The 19,731-nt window shown below is 36.1% G+C and carries 19 protein-coding genes and 1 tRNA gene; 5 read left to right on the top strand and 15 right to left on the bottom strand.

What is annotated here, in order from left to right:
• The first annotated feature begins 293 nt into the window (after positions 1-293).
• Positions 294-1,256 (top strand): TDT family transporter, encoded by a 963-nt coding sequence (locus IGL30_RS02420; RefSeq protein WP_034699625.1) that lies wholly within the window; start codon positions 294-296, stop codon positions 1,254-1,256.
• A 200-nt stretch (positions 1,257-1,456) separates the two neighbouring features.
• Entirely contained in the window at positions 1,457-2,497 is a 1,041-nt protein-coding gene (locus tag IGL30_RS02415; RefSeq protein WP_034866233.1) for a YeiH family protein, read from the top strand.
• A 143-nt stretch (positions 2,498-2,640) separates the two neighbouring features.
• Here IGL30_RS02415 and IGL30_RS02410 read toward each other — a convergent pair whose 3' ends face one another.
• A complete protein-coding gene (locus IGL30_RS02410) occupies positions 2,641-3,126 on the bottom strand; it encodes a methylated-DNA--[protein]-cysteine S-methyltransferase (RefSeq protein WP_025480241.1) in 486 nt (161 codons plus the stop codon).
• A 216-nt stretch (positions 3,127-3,342) separates the two neighbouring features.
• On the opposite strand from IGL30_RS02410, the gene IGL30_RS02405 reads away from it, so the two are divergent.
• The gene (locus IGL30_RS02405; RefSeq protein ID WP_123875050.1) at positions 3,343-4,284 is read left to right on the top strand and encodes a glycosyltransferase family 2 protein; all 942 of its coding nucleotides are present in this window, start codon (positions 3,343-3,345) and stop codon (positions 4,282-4,284) included.
• Positions 4,285-4,502: 218 nt separating this feature from the next.
• Here the strand turns inward: IGL30_RS02405 and IGL30_RS02400 are convergent, their stop codons facing one another.
• The 3 genes from IGL30_RS02400 to IGL30_RS02390 form a co-directional block, all read right to left on the bottom strand.
• Positions 4,503-5,984: a helix-turn-helix domain-containing protein gene (locus IGL30_RS02400; RefSeq protein ID WP_123875051.1), complete on the bottom strand. Its 1,482-nt coding sequence runs from the start codon at positions 5,982-5,984 to the stop codon at positions 4,503-4,505.
• 137 nt (positions 5,985-6,121) lie between these two features.
• A complete protein-coding gene (locus IGL30_RS02395) occupies positions 6,122-6,529 on the bottom strand; it encodes a hypothetical protein (RefSeq protein ID WP_430618514.1) in 408 nt (135 codons plus the stop codon).
• Between the two features lie 847 nt (positions 6,530-7,376).
• Positions 7,377-7,449 (bottom strand) — tRNA-Thr (locus IGL30_RS02390).
• A 119-nt stretch (positions 7,450-7,568) separates the two neighbouring features.
• Between IGL30_RS02390 and IGL30_RS02385 the strand changes: the two genes are divergently transcribed.
• Entirely contained in the window at positions 7,569-7,811 is a 243-nt protein-coding gene (locus IGL30_RS02385; protein WP_088745007.1) for a hypothetical protein, read from the top strand.
• 393 nt (positions 7,812-8,204) lie between these two features.
• Here the strand turns inward: IGL30_RS02385 and upp are convergent, their stop codons facing one another.
• The 7 genes from upp to IGL30_RS02350 form a co-directional block, all read right to left on the bottom strand.
• The gene (gene upp / locus IGL30_RS02380) at positions 8,205-8,834 is read right to left on the bottom strand and encodes a uracil phosphoribosyltransferase (RefSeq protein ID WP_010719993.1); all 630 of its coding nucleotides are present in this window, start codon (positions 8,832-8,834) and stop codon (positions 8,205-8,207) included.
• Between the two features lie 235 nt (positions 8,835-9,069).
• Positions 9,070-10,017, bottom strand: coding sequence for an alpha/beta hydrolase (locus tag IGL30_RS02375; protein ID WP_088745008.1), 948 nt, complete (start codon positions 10,015-10,017; stop codon positions 9,070-9,072).
• A 532-nt stretch (positions 10,018-10,549) separates the two neighbouring features.
• Positions 10,550-11,794, bottom strand: coding sequence for a serine hydroxymethyltransferase (gene glyA, locus IGL30_RS02370; protein ID WP_034699610.1), 1,245 nt, complete (start codon positions 11,792-11,794; stop codon positions 10,550-10,552).
• 231 nt (positions 11,795-12,025) lie between these two features.
• Positions 12,026-13,057 (bottom strand): L-threonylcarbamoyladenylate synthase, encoded by a 1,032-nt coding sequence (locus tag IGL30_RS02365; RefSeq protein WP_088745009.1) that lies wholly within the window; start codon positions 13,055-13,057, stop codon positions 12,026-12,028.
• A 191-nt stretch (positions 13,058-13,248) separates the two neighbouring features.
• Positions 13,249-14,088 (bottom strand): peptide chain release factor N(5)-glutamine methyltransferase, encoded by an 840-nt coding sequence (gene prmC, locus IGL30_RS02360; RefSeq protein WP_088745010.1) that lies wholly within the window; start codon positions 14,086-14,088, stop codon positions 13,249-13,251.
• Positions 14,081-15,154 carry a peptide chain release factor 1 gene (gene prfA / locus IGL30_RS02355; RefSeq protein ID WP_010719998.1) on the bottom strand — a complete coding sequence of 358 codons (1,074 nt, stop codon included), beginning with the start codon at positions 15,152-15,154 and terminating at the stop codon, positions 14,081-14,083. Before prfA ends, prmC begins: the two co-directional genes overlap by 8 nt.
• A 2-nt stretch (positions 15,155-15,156) precedes the next feature.
• Positions 15,157-15,741: a thymidine kinase gene (locus IGL30_RS02350; protein WP_010719999.1), complete on the bottom strand. Its 585-nt coding sequence runs from the start codon at positions 15,739-15,741 to the stop codon at positions 15,157-15,159.
• 233 nt (positions 15,742-15,974) lie between these two features.
• On the opposite strand from IGL30_RS02350, the gene IGL30_RS02345 reads away from it, so the two are divergent.
• Entirely contained in the window at positions 15,975-16,583 is a 609-nt protein-coding gene (locus IGL30_RS02345) for a class I SAM-dependent methyltransferase (protein WP_088745011.1), read from the top strand.
• Positions 16,584-16,723: 140 nt separating this feature from the next.
• Here the strand turns inward: IGL30_RS02345 and lepB are convergent, their stop codons facing one another.
• From lepB to IGL30_RS02325, 4 genes are all read right to left on the bottom strand, one after another.
• On the bottom strand, positions 16,724-17,293 hold the full coding sequence (gene lepB / locus IGL30_RS02340; protein WP_010720001.1) for a signal peptidase I: 570 nt from the start codon (positions 17,291-17,293) through the stop codon (positions 16,724-16,726).
• 206 nt (positions 17,294-17,499) lie between these two features.
• The gene (locus tag IGL30_RS02335; protein WP_010720002.1) at positions 17,500-18,273 is read right to left on the bottom strand and encodes a DUF6681 family protein; all 774 of its coding nucleotides are present in this window, start codon (positions 18,271-18,273) and stop codon (positions 17,500-17,502) included.
• On the bottom strand, positions 18,270-18,770 hold the full coding sequence (locus IGL30_RS02330; RefSeq protein WP_025480242.1) for a hypothetical protein: 501 nt from the start codon (positions 18,768-18,770) through the stop codon (positions 18,270-18,272). Before IGL30_RS02330 ends, IGL30_RS02335 begins: the two co-directional genes overlap by 4 nt.
• Positions 18,771-18,957: 187 nt before the next feature.
• Complete coding sequence (locus tag IGL30_RS02325) at positions 18,958-19,689, bottom strand: epoxyqueuosine reductase QueH (RefSeq protein WP_430618513.1); 732 nt, start codon at positions 19,687-19,689, stop codon at positions 18,958-18,960.
• Positions 19,690-19,731 lie beyond the last annotated feature (42 nt).

Here is a 19,731-nt window from a genome sequence, read left to right as displayed (position 1 = left end):
ATAGTAACTATATCAACTATTTGATTTAAATATATCATGAAATGACTATAATAGTAAATGTAACGCACAATATATGAGATTGAAAAGCAACGAATGTTTCGATCTCGCTCAGACATAAAAAGATCGTTACTTGTATTCTTAATGATCAGTCAGGGCTACCGATTTGTTTATTTCCCAATAAATAGTCATTCATAATTATTTATGCAACCTACTATCAACCTTTCCACCTGACTGATCATTTTGTTCTGAGCTTTAGACAACACACTCATCTTATGAAAAGGAGAATTCAATTAATGAAGAATTTTTTAAAACTTATTCCTGTCCCGATTTGTGGGCTCATTCTAGGTTTAGCTTCGCTAGGTAATCTGTTTAAAGAATATCATTGGATTCATCTAGGGAATATCATTGGTGGGATTAGTATGATTCTCATGATCCTAATGTTTAGCAAATTGTTCCTATTATTTGAACATACGAGACAAACATTACATGATCCAATCATTGCCTCGGTTTCACCGACTTTTACGATGTCATTAATGGTTATTTGTACTTACTTTGTTCCATTTACGCACCTTTTACCAATCGTTCGGATCATCTGGCTTGGCGCTGTCCTTCTACAAGTGATTTTAGTTGTTTACTTTACTTACCATCATGTAATCAAAGCAGACTTATCACTGGAAGTTATTTATCCAAGTTGGTTCATTATTTATGTTGGTTTCGGGGTAATTACAGTAACTGCTGGAAACTTTTTCCCATTCATTGGCCAACTATTCTTTTGGCTATCTCTAGCTTGTTACGTTTTCTTATTGCCAATCATCATCCATCGGGTATTTTTCGTGAAAAACATGGCACATCCTACACTACCATTGATCACGATCGTTGCAGCTCCGGGCTCTCTTTGTTTAACTGGCTATTTGAAAAATTTTGCGCAACCTTCCTTTTATTTAGTCGTTGCCTTATTTATCCTTTCGCAAACTTTATATTTTATCGTGCTGTCTCTTTTACCACGATTACTTAAACTACATTTTTATCCAAGCTACGCTGCTTTTACCTTTCCACTAGTTATTTCTGCAACTGCTATGTTTTGTGCTGTAAATTACTTTCATTCATTAGGGATCGCTACTGGCTTTTTAACGGTCTTGAAACTGGTTGAATTAGTAATCGCTACTGGAATGGTGCTTTATGTATTAGGTCATTATATCCGCTTCTTGTTCAAAGAACATGGAAACACAAATAAATATGTCCCTAAAGAAATTTAATTAAGATGTTATTCTTCTGTCTTTTTCAAATTTAGAAAAAGGCAGAAGATTTTTTGCGTTTTTAAACTTTGTCAATCAAAACGAATAGTGCTACTATTATCAAGGATATTCTTGAGTTCAGAGTCGTCGTCCTCTAAATACGAGTACCCGTTTTTCAACTCTGAAACATGCGCACAGATAATGAAAGGAATTTTTAGAACATGAATCTACAAGTAACCATTAATCAATTTAAAAATCAAGGCTCACGAAGAATCTTGCCTGGATTACTTCTTGCTTTTTCAGTAGCAGTTATGAGCAAACTTCTCGCATTGTTGCTCCCACAGCTTGGTGCTGCCACGATCGCCATTTTATTAGGGATCTTGTTAGGTAATACTTTTTTCAAACAACCTTCTTTAGCCATTGGAACAAAATTCGCTGAAAGCAAATTATTGGAATGCTCCGTTTTCTTATTGGGAGCAACGGTTACGGCTCAAACGATTGCTCAAATCGGCATCAAAGGGATTGCCTTCGTCTTGTTGCAAATGAGTGTGACGATCGTCGGTGCCTATTGGATCGGCAAAAAATTGTTGTTTAGTGATACAGCTTCCTTGATGATGGCAGGAGGAAATGCTGTTTGCGGTTCTTCGGCTATTGCAGCGATCGCTCCAGTGATCCATGCCGAAGAGGAAGAAAAAGGACAGATCATTACATTAGTGAATTTATTAGGAACGATCATGATGCTTTCTTTACCTTTTCTTGGCTTACACTTATACGGAGATCACTTAATTGAAAAAAGTGCCCTTTTAGGTGGAACACTTCAATCTGTGGGACAAGTAGTCGCTGGCGCCAGTTTACTTGATGCTTCAGTTGTTCAATTTGCCATGCTCTTTAAAATTTTAAGGATCATGATGTTAGTTGCTGTTGTCTATTTATTTGAAAAATTTATCCAAAAAAAGACAGCTTCTGCTGAAACGATTTCGTCTGACAGTCCCAAGAAAAGAAGATTCCCATTGCCATGGTATGTTTTAGGCTTTTTAGTTTTCTGCTTGCTCAACAGCCTATTTACGCTCCCAACTTTTATCGACAAAGGGGCTCACTTTATTAGTAATTGGTTTGAAATCACTGCTTTAGCCGCAATTGGTTTACGTTTAGATTTCGCTAAATTCATGAAAGAAGGACCTCGATTCTTATCTTATGGTCTAGCAGTTGGTTTACTGCAAACTGTTGCTGCGCTGCTATTCATTTGGTTAACAACACTATAACTACCGGATTCCACTGGTATAAGCGGTCTGCCTTTGTTGGCTTCATAAAATCCCCAGACTTAAAACCACCTCTTCGTCCCAAAATAGTCACTTCTATTTCAGGGCGAAGGGGTGGTTTTTAGGTCAATGATTCCAGTTCTTTTTTATTCAGATAGTGCTTTTTCTAATACAAGTAGTTGACGTTTGATCAATAAGCCAGCTTCCGCATTTCCCATATAACCGGTTAATTGACCGTTTTGTCCAATCACTCGATGACATGGAATCACGATTGGTAATGGATTCATGCGATTCGCTTGTCCGATTGCTCGGACCGCTTTGGGATGATCAATGGTTTCTGCTATTTTTTTATATGTGCGTAGTTCTCCATAAGGAATCTCTTGCAATGCTTGCCAAACCTTTTGTTGAAAAATCGTGCCTGTGTTTATTGATAACGGAAGTTGAAAGTCCTGCCGGTTGCCCTCAAAGTACTCAGCCAATTGACGTTCTGTTTCAAGTAGGATTTCTTGTTTCTTTCCTTGATCCTGTGCACCATTTACCGCCATTTCTTCAATCGGATGAAACGAAACCTTCGTCAACCCATTCTGATCTGCATCTAACCATAGTTCTCCAATTGGCGTATTTATTTTCATTTTCATCGTCTAATCCTGAATGAACTAGACTTGCCCTCCTCTACCGTTCTACTATTTTATTTATCTTGTATTATTTTAGCTAAAAATGCAATTTAAAGTTTTATTAAGTGTCAGCTTAATGATAAACTAAAAATGATGATTACTTAAGTAACAGAAAATACAGTTTATTTACTATTCTGTTCGAACAAATAATATTTGCTTGAAAGGATTTATCATATGAAAATATCAATTGTTGTCCCTTGCTATAACGAAGAAAAGACTGTACCGCTTTTTTTCGATGAAGTAGAAAAATTCAAAGACGGACACGAGTTTGAATACTTGTTTATTGATGATGGCTCCTCAGATGGTACGCTACAAGCCATTAAAGCATTAGCGAGAGAATATGAATATGTGAGATTCGTTTCTTTTTCTCGAAATTTCGGAAAAGAAGCTGCCCTCTATGCGGGTTTACAAGCTTCGACTGGGGAGCTAATCACAGTAATGGACGTTGATTTACAAGATCCTCCAGAATTACTACCACTCATGATTGAAAAAATCACGACAACTGACATTGATTGCGTAGGAACAAGACGCTCAACAAGAGAAGGAGAACCAGTGATTCGGAGCTTCTTCGCTAAACGGTTCTATCAGTTGATCAATAAAATCAGTGACACAGAAATGGTAGATGGTGCAAGAGATTTCCGCTTGATGACTCGACAGATGGTTGATGCTGTTTTAGAGTTAACCGAGTACAATCGCTTTTCAAAAGGATTATTTAGTTGGGTCGGTTTCAAAACAGAGTATCTTTCTTTTGAAAACCGTGAACGAGTGGCTGGTGAAACCTCTTGGTCCTTTTGGAAATTATTCAATTATTCGATTGATGGAATCGTTAATTTTTCAGATGCACCACTAACGATTGCCTATTTCACTGGCGCTCTTTCTTGTATTGGTTCGGGAATTGCTATTTTATTTATCATTGCACGAGCCTTATTATTTGGTGACCCGACAGCCGGCTGGCCTTCAATGGTATCGATCTTTTTATTTATCGGCGGTATCCAACTACTATGCCTAGGGATCATTGGCAAATACATTGGTAAAATTTTCCTTGAAACCAAACAACGCCCCGTTTATATCATACGTGAAACAGAACAAACCATCGTTTCTCGTGAAAAAGAATAAGTCGTGAATACTGACAGTCGTGAGAATAGCTATTTCGAGATGTTCTCCCTTCGTGCCAAGGTTTTCTCTATAAAAAAACACCTGAAATGAGCGTTTGATTTCAGGTGTTTTTTTATTTTTCTAGTTAGCAAATACATTACTTCTAAACACAACAATAACATTCCGATAAAGCTATTGAATGAATCTCTGTCACATTATAGGCAGGTAAAGAAAAAAGACTAGCTGGTAGAGGAAACATTGGACGTTTCCTTTTGATTTACGACATTTTTTTCGCTGATGCATTGTTTAATTTGTTTAATTAGTTCTTGCCAATTATGATTGTTGGGCAATCGTTGCCATAAGATATGGGTACATTGAAGGTTTCCTAAATGAAAGTCAGAAATATAGATATCCGTTTTCGAAGAAATAACTTTTTCAATGACTATTTTTCCAGCTAAGGAATATTGGAGATGTTCTGCAATAAACTCTTCATACGCTTTTCCATAAGAAAAATCCAACGTAATATAAACAGCTTCTTCAACTGCTTCTAAGGGAAAATTTTCAATCAATTCCATCATATAGTACATGTATAAATCTGCTTTTTCTTCTTCATTAAGTAAAATAGAACGAGCTGTTTCCATAATGGTTTCATTGACTTTCTGATCAAATAAAGGATATTCTTCTCTTAAAAATTGAAAATTATGGATATTTCCAAAACGATGATGGATATCGGGCATAAATAACAACCGTTCATGTATTGGTTGCACATTGTTCAATAACACTTTAAACAGACGTTGATCAACAAAAGTTGAATCAGCAATACCTTTTAGCATACTTGAATAATTATTGTTAAAAATTGACAGTGTCGGATCTAGTTCAGAAAAATCTAGACAAGACTTCTTATCAATGATCCGATTAACATATAAATAGGCATACAAGACTGAAGCTTCTTTTACTGCTACTGTATCTGATATTTGGTACTCTGTCTTTAATTTTCCTGCAAGTTTTTGAACCAATATTGAGGTCTGATCAACTTTGATCGTCAGATGTGCTTCATCCAAATACGCTTTTCTCTGAATCCGAAGCGCACTGATTGATAGAAATAAAGATAATTTATAACGTAAACTATTACGGATTCTAATTCTAAAAAATTGTTCGATCCAAAATACAAGCCGATCACTTTGGTTTTTTTGTTGCTCAGTAAAAGGGGAATCAATCCCATTCAAATTATGGAGAATGCCATACCCTACCGAGCGAATCTTCCATTCATTCCCTACTATCTTATTTTTCTTAATAATGAGATGATCTTTTTCTAACAATTTATTGATTCGTTTTTTATAAAGATATAAAGAAGAATTTGAAATGTAATGATCGGTCGTAAATTTATTAATCGGTCGGTTTGAAAACAGCAGGAAAATAAGCAGCTGATAAGTTAGTGAACTATTTAAATAGTGCTGACGTAATTTAAGAATGTTCTCATCACAAATAAAAGAATATACTTGAATAACGCCCCGCTTTACGACAAAAAAATCATTTAAGCATAATTTCTGTTCTAGCTCCATTTTCAGCTCATGAATTAATTTACTTAATTTAAATTTAGATATACCTGTTTTCTGCGCTAAAAAAGAGATTTCTACTCTTTCACCAAGTTTTGTCTGAATAAGTTCCAAAAGTTTAATTTTCATTTTTGAGTTTTCATCTAGCAACTGAACGATATCCATTTCGCCATTCCTTTCCCTAATTACTTCCAGTAGATGAATTCAATACACTAGAAGTATGCTAATTATTCAGTTTTGCTCTTTTTCCAAAAGACCTGATAGTCTTCAAGAGCATTGAATCCTATTCCAAACATTTCGAATCAGAGGCTAGAAAGGTTCTTTTCGTTCGTTTTTGACAAACTTCGTTGTTTTATTTGTTGCTGTGTAGTTGTTTTTATTTGTTGTTTTATTTGTTGTTTTATTTGCTGATGAACTTGATAAACGATCTGTTTTACTTCATTTTTATTTATATTTTGAGTTTCAACAAGCTCTTTATTTTGAAGTTGACTAGGAATTTTAGGCGCTTCATTTATCGTTATTTTATGGTAAACATAAGTAACTGGTTGATACTGATCATTCAATGCATCCATACGCTCATCTGAAAACTTGCTCTCATCCAAAAGATTTCTTTCAAATGTCGCTGCGTAAGCAAATGTTGTCCCGTTAGTAAGAACCTGACCAACAACTAACCACATCACCAATATCTGATAAATTTTTTTCTTTTTCATTTTTCCCTCCTAATTTAAAATAAATTCAAATATATAATTAGAATAGAGTGTTTTTTATTGAATAAACACCAAATTTTTCCGTTTTTTTCTATTTTTTTCACTTTTAAAATAAAAAATAATAGTATTATGAAGGTTTGCTGATGTTTGCATATAAATATGAAAAATAAATAACTAATTTCAAGTGAATTTTTTTTGATCGTCAAATTTCTTCAACTTTTAAATCAGAAGTTCATGAAGCAAGATCACACAGACCATCGTTTATTTCAATATAAAAATATAACTACAAAACTAGTTCGCTATCATTAATAACGACAAATAAATAACCAATAAAAAAATCGGTATAACATTTTAAAAAATAGTAATCTATATTTACAGTGAAAAAAAAGGCGACTTAGATAGCAAATAAAGGAATAATGTGCCAAATAATTGACTTGATTTAAGAAAAAAATCATTTCCTATCCGCTTTTTTCCTATCCATAATTTTACATTTATTAGAAACCCCACTTAGTTTTTTATAAAAAAGAACGAAACCTCTAGTTGTGCCAAACTCCTTTATTTTTTCAACAGTTTTATGATTCCATCTGTTTTAGCACTTGCTGGCTGTCATTTGTTCCACAAAAAAACATCAAAACTAGTAGAATCTACTAATTTTGATGTTTAAAAATTGGTTGAAGAACCAGATCTTGATGCTTCTTCTCAGTTATTGAATAGTAAAACAGATCCAGAATCGACATCACCGTGTCCGCTATTTTTAATGATGTTCCTTCCTCTACTTTTCAAATTCCTTACGAAAAAAAGCAACGATCTCAAAATAAAAAATCTTTGAGATCGTTGCTTTTATAAATGATGCCAGCTGCAGGGATCGAACCTGTGACCTACGCGTTACGAGTGCGTTGCTCTACCAACTGAGCTAAGCTGGCGTTTCCATATGAAATTATATACGTATTTTAAAAATTTGTAAAGGCACAAGTGTAAATTTCGTTCTATTTCATGATTTTTTTCATAAAACGTGGTATAATTGATATGAAAGGCAGGTTTTATGAAAATGGCAACGTTTGGAAAATTTGATACAACTATCGTACCGTCAGAATTTGGGGAAAAATTTACGATCGACACTCACGTGACATTTATGATTCATGGAACACCGCAAACTGGAATAATTTCAAAACAACTGAAAAACTCGGCTGTGGTTGAAATTGACAAAACAGATGAAAATGCCAATTTAATGACGCAAAGCAAAGGTGTAATCATCATCAATTACAAAGAATTGAAGAAAATTTAACACTGACCATCTCTGCGTTTTTTGGGATGGTTTTTTTATTTGAAAAATTTCATCAACTATCTAGGATTACTTATTCCATTCATGTCATCATAAACGTGCCTATTGTTCTCTCTAACTTAAAAATAGTTTTTTTTTCACATCAATAAAGACTTATGAGATGTCAAAAACTATCCTCTATTCTTTTGCTGTTCCTCTTGTTCACTTAAGATTCTGCAAGACTCCATCCGTTTTTTCAAATTCCGTATATTCTTTGATCCATCTTCTTGCAGCTATTCTTTGAATAAACTACTTTCTATCAAAACCATGATAAAATTACTAGAATTAATAACAAACAAAAAACCATAATAGAATAAGAAATCCTACTATGGTTTGGTGCCTTAGCGTTTATTATTTTTATTTCGTACCAAATAAACGGTCCCCTGCATCGCCTAGACCTGGAACGATGTAGCCGTGTTCATTCAATTTTTCATCTAATGCAGCTGTGTAGATGTCAATATCTGGATGTGCTTCTTGTAAAGCTTTTACACCCTCTGGAGCAGCTACTAGACAAACAAATTTGATATTTGAAGCGCCACGTTCTTTTAATGCATCGATCGCCATGATCGCTGAGCCACCTGTCGCTAACATTGGGTCAACAACAAATAATTGTCGTGCATCGATATCTTCAGGTAATTTTACGAAATATTCATGAGGTTCAAATGTTTCTTCGTCACGGTATAACCCGATATGTCCGACTTTCGCAGCTGGGATCAATTCTAAAATACCGTCAACCATCCCAATACCTGCTCGTAGAATCGGAATGATCGCTACTTTTTTACCAGATAACGTTTTTTGAGTTGTTTCTGTAATCGGTGTTTCGATTACGATATCTTCTAATGGCATGTCACGTGATACTTCATATGCCATCAACATAGCAATTTCGTCGACAACCTCACGGAAAACTTTTGTTCCACAGTCTTTGTCACGAATAATAGTTAGTTTATGTTGGATCAATGGATGGTCGATTACTTGGAATTTGCCCATTTTTCTGGTCTCCTTTGTTCTGTCGTTTCTTTTTAATTGTAAAACAAAAAGACCCAATTGACTAGTCAAACCAACAACTTTTCAAAAGAAAATAAAATAAATAAAAAAACAGTAATCAAAAATAAAAAAAAGCAGTAAAAAATAACAAAAAAAGCTTTGGACAATGAATTTTTTTGTTATTTTTACTGTCTTTTAGTCAGATTAATATTACATATATCTGGTTATATAAATAGGATCATCGATCCTGCTGTAACCACTGAGTCGCTAAAAGCATCGCTGCTCTGGTAGCATTGGTTTGGTCCAATGAATTGACCATCACAAAATCGTGGATCATCCCTTGAAAACGAACCTGGGTGACTGCCACACCTGCATCACGTAACTTCCGAGCATAAGCTTCTCCTTCGTCTCTTAAAACATCCGCTTCACCAGTTAAAATCAAAGCTGGTGGTAAGTCTGTCAACTCTTCAGAAGTCGCTCGTAATGGTGATGCGGTGATTTCTGACCGCTCTGATTCATCAGTTGTATATTGATCCCAAAACCATTTCATTCCTTCTTTTGTTAAAAAATAGTTTTCGGCAAATTCTTGATAAGAATCAGTAGTGAAATTGGCATCCGTCACCGGATAAAACAAAAGTTGTTTTTGGATCGGCAACCCTTGGCGTTCTTTGGTTAAAATAGTCATTACAGTTGCCATATTACCTCCAACTGAATCGCCCGCTACCGCTAATTCAGATAAATCTAACCCTTTTGATTCCGCTAGTTCACTTAGCTTTTGTAAGACTGCATAGCTTTGTTCGATCGCTGTTGGATATTTTGCTTCCGGCGAACGGCTGTACTCTGGAAAAACGACGACCGAGTTCGTGCGAACGGCTAATTCACGAATCAACTTGTCATGAGTTTGTGCGCTACCAAAAACCCAACCAGCTCCATGAATATAGAAAATTACTGGTAATTTATCAGTATTTCCTTCTGGACGGACAAAACGAACGTTGATGGACCCCCATTGACCAGTATCAACCGTTAAATCTTCAATGTCGACTGGTAGTTTATCAACGGGGGATTCTTGGACTTTTTCTAATAGCGCTCGTCCTTCTTCAGGTGGTAATTCGTAGATTCTTGGGTGGGGAGCATTTGCATCACTAAATTCGATTGCTGCTTTTTCTAATGAGATTCGTTCGGTCATCATGGTTCCTCCCTAGATTATAATAAAAAGCCAAATTACACCTCATATACTAGTGAGCCCCAATGAAAAAGTCAAAAAATCAGTTTGTTTGTTTTCTCTCAAACTCAGTAAGCACAAGCATTCCCCATACTTCCCCCAGTACCTGCGTCTTAGTTTATCCAATCATTAAAACAAAACCTCAACACTTCCATACCTAATCCATCTCAGTCCTATATCTCAGCCTATTTTAAATAGATCTCACCAATGTATTCGTGCTGCATCGATAGAAGAAAACTTTTGCCTAAATAAAACTAAAATACCCCAAAGAAGCGATTCCAACAACTTTTCCTTGAAAAAGTACCCACACCCAATAAGCCATTTCAAAAAATAATCCAAAGAATTCCAAAAACAGGAGAAGCGATTTTGGATTCTTCGGATTATTTTTAATATACAGTAAATTTTAGCAAACTAAGAATTTTGGAACAGTTGCTTTTTTATGTCTGCTGATGGTACTTCTTGCGTTAAGCGACTCGTTTTGTAGTGATTATTCCTTTTATTTATTATATAAAGGATATTTTTCAGTCAATTCACGCACACCAGCTTTGACTTCAGCTAATTCGGCTTCATTCTCTTTGGCTTGTAAAGCTTTGACGATCAATTCCGCCACCTTCGCAGCATCTTCTTCTTTGAAGCCTCTTGTAGTAATTGCTGGAGTACCGATACGGATACCGCTAGTCTTGAACGGGCTAAGTGTTTCAAATGGAATTGAATTTTTGTTAACCGTAATATTCACACTATCTAAAATACTTTCGGCTTCTTTCCCGTTTAACTCTAATCCACGGACATCGATTAAAACTAAATGATTATCCGTTGCGCCAGAGACCACTCTTGTACCGATTGCTTGATTGAAGACTTTTGCCATCGCTTTGGCATTAGCAATAATCTGTTCACTGTATTCTTTAAATTCAGGTGTCAAAGCTTCTTTGAATGCTGCTGCTTTCCCTGCAATGACATGCTCTAGTGGTCCACCTTGGATGCCAGGGAAAACTGCACTATTGATTTTTTTCGCTAATTCTTCATTATTGGTCAAAATCATACCACCACGTGGTCCACGTAATGTTTTATGAGTGGTTGTCGTAGTAATGTCCGCATAAGGGATTGGACTTGGATGGACACCAGCTGCAACTAAGCCAGCGATATGTGCCATATCAACCATTAATTTCGCACCAACTTCATCAGCGATTTCTCTAAATTTTTCAAAATCAATGATTCTACCATAGGCACTTGCTCCGGCAACGATCAATTTTGGTTGATGTTTTCTAGCTAAAATCCGCACAACATTGTAATCAATGACTTCTGTTGTTGGATCAACACCATAGGCTACAAAATGGTACGTTTTTCCACTAAAGTTCACAGGAGAACCATGAGTCAAATGTCCACCTGCTGAAAGATCCATCCCTAAAATCGTGTCACCAGGTTCTACTAAAGCTAGATAAGCTGCCGTGTTCGCTTGTGAACCAGAATGAGGTTGAACATTGACAAATTTTGCACCGAATAATTCTTTTGCACGATCGATCGCTAAACTTTCAACGATATCGACAAATTCACAGCCACCATAATAACGATGCCCAGGGTAACCTTCTGCATATTTATTTGTCAAGATACTTCCTTGAGCCGCCATCACTGCTTCAGAGACAAAATTTTCGGAAGCGATAAGTTCCAAATTATTTTCTTGTCTTTCTTCTTCTTTTGCGATTGCTGCCCATAAATCTGGGTCAAACGTTTTGTAGTCTACCACACACAACAGCTCCTTCTTATTGTTTACTAAGAAATCATGAATCAACTAGCAATCTAGGCACGATCAGCTAAAATCCTTAACTGGTCATTCAGATCGCTGTAAAAAGCTATATCTCACGAATGATTGCTGATTCTTTCTCTTTTGAACATGATCTCTCAGTTTTATTCAAGTTTATTCAAGTAGAGTTTACTTTATTGCATTGTATCATAATAAAGTATGGGTACAAGCTACCTACGTTCTTTTTTCAAAATATTTTTGTCCCGCTGATTTTTTTAAGCGATTCATATAAGCATTTCCCAGACCTTCTTCTGGAAATACTGCAACAAAGATCATATCAAGTCCAAGGTTCTTCTCATCTAACCCACGTAATCCTGCAAATAATCCTTTCGTAGCGGCTTCTACTGAATCATCAAAATACATGTAGACTGCTGCTACATCAAAACGAACAGCTTCAGCAATTTTAGGACCTGCAATTACTCCAACACGCAAATGTTCTTCTTTCGCCCATTTTACAGCGGCTTCCCAATCATTTTCTTGGACCATCATGACTTGCGTATCAGGCGAATAGTGCTTATATTTCATTCCTGGTGATTTAGGTGTTTCAGTACTTTGGACTAAATGACGATCAACGGCTACCTTTCCACCGATCACTTTTTCAAGCTGTTCTTTGGTCACCGCTCCTGGACGTAAAATCATGGGTTCACGATCCGGATCACTGAGATCGATCACGGTTGATTCCACACCAATTCGGGTTGCACCATCATCAATGATCCCATTGATTTTTCCTTTTAAATCATGGTAGACATGTTCCGCAGTCGTTGGACTAGGTTTTCCCGAAGTATTCGCACTAGGACCAACAATTGGTATACCAGCTAATTGGATGACTTCAAGTGTTTTTTTGTTATCTGGCATACGAAAAGCAGCTGTGGATAACCCACCTGTTACAATAGGTGGTAAAGACCCTTTTTTGATCTCAAAAATAAGTGTTAAGGGACCTGGCCAGAAATGATTGACGATTTTTTCCGTTAAAGGATGAAAGTTATCCACAAATTGTTTTACTTGCTCAAACGATGAAACATGGACAATCAAAGGATTATCTTGTGGACGACCTTTGACCGAAAACACTTCGGTTACCGCTTCAGGCAAAAGTGCATTAGCGCCTAGTCCATAGACAGTTTCAGTTGGAAAAGCAACGAGTTCGCCACTTTTTAATGCTTGTGCTGCTTCTGGTAATTGTTCTTCATGATAATAGTTTGTTTCCACAGTCTATCCACACCCTCATTTTTCAATATGCTTGATTTATTCTACTTTATCCTCATGTTATCAACAGAGTGTTGATAACTATTTTGTCAATAGTGGACAAGTATGTTGATAAGTCAATAACTCGTTTTCATCCTTGTAAAATCAATGTTTTTTTATGATAAAAAAACATAAAAAATTTTTTTCATCCACAATCAGCTCATCACAGAAACTATTCGTTCATTTCCAAATAAATCTTTATGAATACTTACTTGTTTATTGGGGAATGCCGTTTGAAAGATTTGTTTCACGATCTCCCCTTGGCTAAATCCTATTTCCAAAAAAAGTTTTCCCTCTGGTTTCAAACATTGTTTTGCTTCTTTTGCTATTTTTTTATAGATGGCTAATCCTTCATCTTCGGCAAATAATGCCATTTTAGGTTCAAATGTCCGAACACTTTCATCCATCAATTCCCATTCATCGAAACGAATATACGGCGGGTTGGAAATAATGACGTCAAAGGTTTGATCACTGACCGGTGCCAGTGTATCTCCATGATAAAAATGGATCGCCAGTCCAGCTTGTTGCGCATTCTCTTTCGCTACTGAGAGAGCTGCTGGAGATAGGTCCACAGCCGAAACGTCCCAGTTCTTTCTTGCAGCTTTTAAACTGATCGCAATTGCCCCTGTTCCTGTTCCAATATCTATGACCTTCAAGTTTTGTTCTGACGTTTCTTGCAAACATCGTTCAACTAATTCTTCTGTTTCCGGTCTAGGGATCAAAGTGTCCTCTGTCACTTTTAGGCGGTGACCATAAAAGTCAACATATCCCAACAAATAATGAGGCGGATAATTGTTCATCAAATGCTCCAGATCTTGTTCGATCATCTGTTGATCTTCGCTAGAAATGGGCTCATTCATCTGCAACAACCAATCAAGTTTTTGCCAGCCTTTACGTTCAAGAAAAAGAAATTGGATACTATGACCTTCTTTTCCATGATCTTCTAAAAAAGAAGAAGCCCGTGATAGGACTTCTAAATACGTGATCTTACCCATTTTGCATTTCTTCCAATTTTGATGTTTGGTCATACATAATCAACGCATCCACGATCTCATCCATTTTTCCAGCAAGGATTTGATCTAATTTTTGGATAGTTAAACCAATACGATGGTCTGTCACACGGTTTTGCGGGAAATTATACGTACGGATCCGCTCAGAGCGATCACCCGTTCCAACGGCTGATTTACGGTTTGCATCGTATTCACTTTGTGCTTCTTGTTGGATTTTATCATAGACACGGGCACGTAAAATCTTCATGGCTTTTTCACGGTTTTTCAGCTGTGAACGTTCATCTTGCATTGCTACCACGATTCCAGTAGGTAAATGAGTTAGACGAACTGCCGATGCTGTTTTATTGACGTGCTGACCGCCAGCCCCTGATGCATGATAGATATCTGTTCTGATATCTTTATCTTCAATATCGATTTCTACTTCTTCTGCTTCTGGCATGACCACAACGGTTGCTGTTGATGTGTGGATTCGTCCTTGTGATTCTGTAGATGGCACTCGTTGTACACGATGCGCACCACTTTCATATTTTAATTTTGAATAGACATTTTCTCCAGAGATCATCATGATGACTTCTTTATAGCCACCGATACCAGTAATACTTGCCTCCATCACTTCCGTTTTCCAACCTTGTGATTCTGCATATTTCTGATACATGTTGAATAAGTCACCAGCAAATAACGCTGCTTCATCTCCACCTGCTGCCCCACGGATTTCCATGATGATGTTTTTATCATCGTTCGGGTCCTTTGGTAGTAATAAGATTTTGATTTTTTCTTCTAATTCTTCTTTTTCTTTTTTCAAATCAGATAATTCTTCTTTGGCCATTTCAGCCATTTCATCATCCAACTTTTCACCTAATAGCTCTTCTGTATCTTTGATCCCTTGTACGACATCTTTGTAACGACGGTAGACATCAACAGTTTCACGAGTGTTTGCTTCTTCTTTTGACAATTGCATAAAACGTTTCGTATCTGAAATTACTTCTGGATCGCTTAGTAGCTCGCCCAGTTCTTCATAACGGTCTTCAATTGCTTGTAATTGATCGTACATCTTTATTCTCCTTCTGTCATAATTGATGGTTCAAAATAGTGTTTCCGACAAACGGGGTAATAGGCTTCATTTCCACCAATTTGTACCTGATCCCCCTCGTAAACTGGTTGACCATCGATATAATGTAAATTCATGATTGCTTTCTTATGGCAGAACCAGCAGATCGTTTTCATCTCTTCGATTTTGTCTGCATAAAGCAATAGATATTTTGATCCTTCAAATAACTCATTTCTAAAATCATTCTTCAAACCAAATGCCATCACCGGAATGTTTAATTCATCAACAATTTTCGTAAACGCAATTACGTGTTTTTTCTTTAAAAATTGCGCCTCGTCGATCAATATACAATATGGCTTATCCTCCATTTGAAAAATGACATCAAAGACATCTGTTTCTTCAAAAATCGGCGTGGCTTCTCTTTTTAACCCAATACGACTAGAGACAACACCAACACCATCTCTGGTATCGATCCCACTTGTCATCAAGACAACTGGTTTATTCTGTTCTTCATAATTATGTGCGACTTTTAAGATCTCAATTGTCTTGCCGCTATTCATTGCGCCATACTTAAAAAATAGTTGTGCCATTTACTTGCTCACCTTCCAGTTTGTTCCTATGGTATTATACTTGATTTTCATTATTTTTTACAGTGAGAATTTTTCATCTGGTAAAAACGTTACTTTAGATTAAAACACTCATACATTTAAAACAATAGCTGCGTGTCTTTCAATTCTTCAAAATCAACTAGTGGTTTGGGAAAACAGATTTTTTTGCTATACTTAATAAAATTCATCTAACTTATGAAGTCAGGAGTGACCTTATGTCAGAAATCTTCAATCAAATCGCAAACCATTATGATACTCCCGAAAGAAAAGCACTAGCAAAAATTATTCAAGACGAACTAATTTCTCAACTACCTTCTTCCACCAAAGAACTGACTTTTATGGATTATGGCGGAGGTACCGGTTTGGTTTCGTTAGCTTTAGCTGACCGATTCAAGCAACTTCTTCTAGTTGATTCCTCTGATGCGATGCTAACAATTGCTGAAGACAAAATTAAGACTAGCGGATTAACAAACGTCTCTTCGGTAACGTTCGATGCCACAACCGAATCCATCGATCAAAAAATCGATCAAAAAGTAGATCTTATTTTGATGTCATTAGTCCTACTGCATATTCCTGACACACGTTTGATCTTAGAAAAACTCTACCACATGCTTACGCCAAACGGTCAACTTTTGATCATTGATTTTGATCACAATGATGCGATCAACCATCCAAAAGTCCATAATGGATTTGACCATGAAGCACTTATGGCTCTACTTGAACAAATTGGGTTTCATTCCACGAATATCTACACTTTTCACTCTGGTAAAAATTTATTCATGAACCAAGATGCTTCTTTGTTTCTTGCTAGCGGAAAAAAATAAAAAATAAGCCACAGAATCCTTAAAATAGGAAAAACTATTTCGGATTCTGTGGCTTATTTTCTGGGCTAGACAACTTGGTCATGACCACTGTTGCCTGCATTTTTGCTCATGCTCTTTCTGATACCTGCTCAGAAAGAGACTTAAAAGATTTTGATTTCGTTCAAAGGCCAGTAACGGAAAACTACTTTTCCTTGAATCATGTCTGCATCCACCAAGCCAAATATTCGGCTATCTTTAGAGATCAAACGATTATCTCCTAAAACTAAATATTTTCCTTTGGGCACGACATATTCAAAATCACTTGTGAAATGCTGCGAATTTTCAGCCTGTGCTTGGAAAGCTTCACTGTAAGAATATTCATTCTGCAATTTATCTTTCGCAAAATCTTTTTTAAACTCATTTAAATAAGACTCATTATATTTTTTACCATTAATCGTCAATTGATCATTTTCCATTTTCACGGTATCGCCCGGCATGCCAATGATTCGTTTAACGATCATTCGTTCTTCATCTCCAGGTTCTTTCGTCGTGATAATATCAAAGCGTTCATACTTTGAGATTTTCGACGAGATCAATCGTTGACCATCACTCAACGTCGGATCCATTGAATGTCCATTAACGGTAACTGGCGTAAATACATAGACCCGAGCTAATAAAATAGCTGCTAGTACTACGATCAAAATACCCCAATTTTTAAAAAATTCTTTCACAACATACCTCCCGCTTTACTTTTGTTTTCTCTTCGTATTATTCAATTGATTTTTTTATTGTTCTTTTTTATTTTACCCTTTTTAGAAAGTAAAGGAAAGAATAAGAATACATCACGTATAACTCTATTTTTTTTTTTATTATTCAAAGGGAGATTCTGTCATTTTTCATCCACAATTTTCCAACCTGTCTTGATCAACGTGATCCATTAACTTCGTGAATGCTTTCTTCGTTGACTTCTACTGTAAACCATTGCTTCATTTTCTGGTTGTTCTTTTTTCACGATAAGTTTTAAACGATAAGGCTCATGATACCTTAAGCCTTCTTTGACGAAGTCACCACCTACAATAAACAACCCAACTGGTTCGAGCTTTTCATCCGCCGAATCCATAAGAATCGTTCCAACAGGGGCTAAATCCGAGTAGCTGCGCCCAATACTCAACTGATATTCTTTTTCTGCTACTTTTTTAACGTAATAATAAGGATAAAGTGTGTTACGATCCACAAGATAGCCATCCATTCTTCCTAGATCATTTGTTTTAATCTCACCATTCCCGATTAAATAACGCATGTTTTCAGCTAATCGCAATTGATAATCTTCATCATAAGAAACACTGACTTCTTTCGTGTTCACTTTGTCGATTGCACCGCTATTCAGCATCGCTTCTTCTGTTTGAATATTGAATGCTTCTTCCGGTAAATATTTGACAAACAATTGTGTCACATCCGCTTTGGTATTCTTATCCAGAAAGTAATAAAATACATTCAAAATGATAAAATACACTAACACTAAAAAGCCGATTCCATACAAGAAAAATTGTAAGTAATTTTGGTTTTGCCAAAGTCCATAAATAATCCGTAAAAGATACATCGTTGGGATTACACTTAAAATCGTATAGCCTCGATTTAAATATTTAGGACTAATATCTAAATAACCTAAAAACTTATGCACGCTATTGATAATATCTAATAAAATTGTCATTGTGAATCACCTGCTTGCTGATTATACACTTGCTTCCCATCTGTATTTTGGGTTGGCGTTACATTTTTCACGGTAGCCTCTCCACTATCTTGTCCTTCAGTACTTGGTGTCGTATTACTTGGTACTGTTGACGAACTTGAGCTTGGTTCTGTATGATTTCCTCCATTGATCGCATTCGTATCACTGGTTTCGGATGAACTGCTTCCTTGCTTGTCAGACTTTTCTTTCGAACTACTTGGTTGCTCTGTAGAATACGTATTTTCATTGGTTGAACTCGTATTTTCTTCCCATGTGCTCGATGAATCATTCGTCTGATCCAGTGTTGTCGACGTTTCATTAGATGTGGTCTCTGGTGTTGATGTTGGTGTTGTTTCTTCCACCGAACTTGAACTAGGGGTACGATAACTTGAACTGTTGACAACACCGGTCGCAGTAGCAACGATTGTTGAAATAGTTAAGACTGCTATTGGTTTCAAAATAGGTGCTACTTTTCGCATCATATCTCTTCCTTTATGTTTTATTTTTCATCACTATTATTTTTTATGCTTGGTCTAAAATTCATTTTTCCACCAAACTGAATATTCGTTTTCAATCGAATCAATCGCTTTTATTTTGACACTTAATTATACTTAACATAAATTTCTTATTTTTTTCTTACGTTTTCTTGAAAATTTTATAATAGAGCTAATTAATTGAAATTTTTGAACTTGCTAAATAATCCTTTGCTTCTTGATTTATTTTCTTTAAATCACAACCTTGCTGTTTAGCTGCAAAGACACAGCCACAGTAACACTGACGAAAAATGTCATACTCTTTACACATCTGGATCGATCGCTCATATCCTTTATTTTTCTTAAAATCACTTGGTAAGTAATGAGTTCCATAAATTTTTTGGATATCCATCCCGATTTGGTTGATCAGAGCAGCATTTTTCTTGGGTGAGATCGTTAATGCACTCCCAAAATAATCATAACCAAGTTCTTGGGCTTTTTGTGCTACCAGGTCTAAACGCATATTAAAACAGGCACTACATCTTGCGCCACCTTCTTTTTCTTCCGTAAGGCCTTGCGTAATGACCTTTTTATTAAACTCGCTGGGGCGGTAATCATCAACGATCAGCTGAACATGATGATTGGTTTGCTCGTTAAACTGATCAACAAATCGCTTTTGTTCATGGAGTCTTCTTAAATATTCATTTTTAGGATGGATATTAGAATTTGAAAAAAATAAAGTAATCTCTGCAAATTGGCACATAAATTCTAACGTATGTGTGCTACAAGGAGCACAACAAGTATGGATTAATATTTTTGGTCGAGTTTCTTCTTGTTGCCATTGTTGGATCATTTTTTGTAGTACTCGATCATAATTTATTTTCTGGTTTTTCATTTTTTCAACAATTACCTTTGCATCAATCATTGGGAGACCTCGCTATTCTTCAATTCTTCCATAATTATATGC

The sequence above is a fragment of the Enterococcus sp. DIV1089c genome, assembly GCF_050530965.1.
Classification (GTDB): domain Bacteria; phylum Bacillota; class Bacilli; order Lactobacillales; family Enterococcaceae; genus Enterococcus_B; species Enterococcus_B hirae.
The sequence above is the reverse complement of the archived record's forward strand: the minus strand, read 5'-3'. Positions and strand labels throughout refer to the sequence as shown.

What these genes read in the sequence shown, in the direction of transcription:
- IGL30_RS02420 (WP_034699625.1), top strand. Translation starts at nt 294, where the DNA reads ATGAAGAATTTTTTAAAACTTATTCCTGTCCCGATTTGTGGGCTCATT.
- IGL30_RS02415 (WP_034866233.1), top strand. Translation starts at nt 1,457, where the DNA reads ATGAATCTACAAGTAACCATTAATCAATTTAAAAATCAAGGCTCACGA.
- IGL30_RS02410 (WP_025480241.1), bottom strand. Translation starts at nt 3,126, where the DNA reads ATGAAAATAAATACGCCAATTGGAGAACTATGGTTAGATGCAGATCAG.
- IGL30_RS02405 (WP_123875050.1), top strand. Translation starts at nt 3,343, where the DNA reads ATGAAAATATCAATTGTTGTCCCTTGCTATAACGAAGAAAAGACTGTA.
- IGL30_RS02400 (WP_123875051.1), bottom strand. Translation starts at nt 5,984, where the DNA reads ATGGATATCGTTCAGTTGCTAGATGAAAACTCAAAAATGAAAATTAAA.
- IGL30_RS02395 (WP_430618514.1), bottom strand. Translation starts at nt 6,529, where the DNA reads ATGAAAAAGAAAAAAATTTATCAGATATTGGTGATGTGGTTAGTTGTT.
- IGL30_RS02385 (WP_088745007.1), top strand. Translation starts at nt 7,569, where the DNA reads ATGAAAATGGCAACGTTTGGAAAATTTGATACAACTATCGTACCGTCA.
- upp (WP_010719993.1), bottom strand. Translation starts at nt 8,834, where the DNA reads ATGGGCAAATTCCAAGTAATCGACCATCCATTGATCCAACATAAACTA.
- IGL30_RS02375 (WP_088745008.1), bottom strand. Translation starts at nt 10,017, where the DNA reads ATGACCGAACGAATCTCATTAGAAAAAGCAGCAATCGAATTTAGTGAT.
- prmC (WP_088745010.1), bottom strand. Translation starts at nt 14,088, where the DNA reads ATGGGTAAGATCACGTATTTAGAAGTCCTATCACGGGCTTCTTCTTTT.
- prfA (WP_010719998.1), bottom strand. Translation starts at nt 15,154, where the DNA reads ATGTACGATCAATTACAAGCAATTGAAGACCGTTATGAAGAACTGGGC.
- IGL30_RS02350 (WP_010719999.1), bottom strand. Translation starts at nt 15,741, where the DNA reads ATGGCACAACTATTTTTTAAGTATGGCGCAATGAATAGCGGCAAGACA.
- IGL30_RS02345 (WP_088745011.1), top strand. Translation starts at nt 15,975, where the DNA reads ATGTCAGAAATCTTCAATCAAATCGCAAACCATTATGATACTCCCGAA.
- IGL30_RS02335 (WP_010720002.1), bottom strand. Translation starts at nt 18,273, where the DNA reads ATGACAATTTTATTAGATATTATCAATAGCGTGCATAAGTTTTTAGGT.
- IGL30_RS02330 (WP_025480242.1), bottom strand. Translation starts at nt 18,770, where the DNA reads ATGCGAAAAGTAGCACCTATTTTGAAACCAATAGCAGTCTTAACTATT.
- IGL30_RS02325 (WP_430618513.1), bottom strand. Translation starts at nt 19,689, where the DNA reads ATGATTGATGCAAAGGTAATTGTTGAAAAAATGAAAAACCAGAAAATA.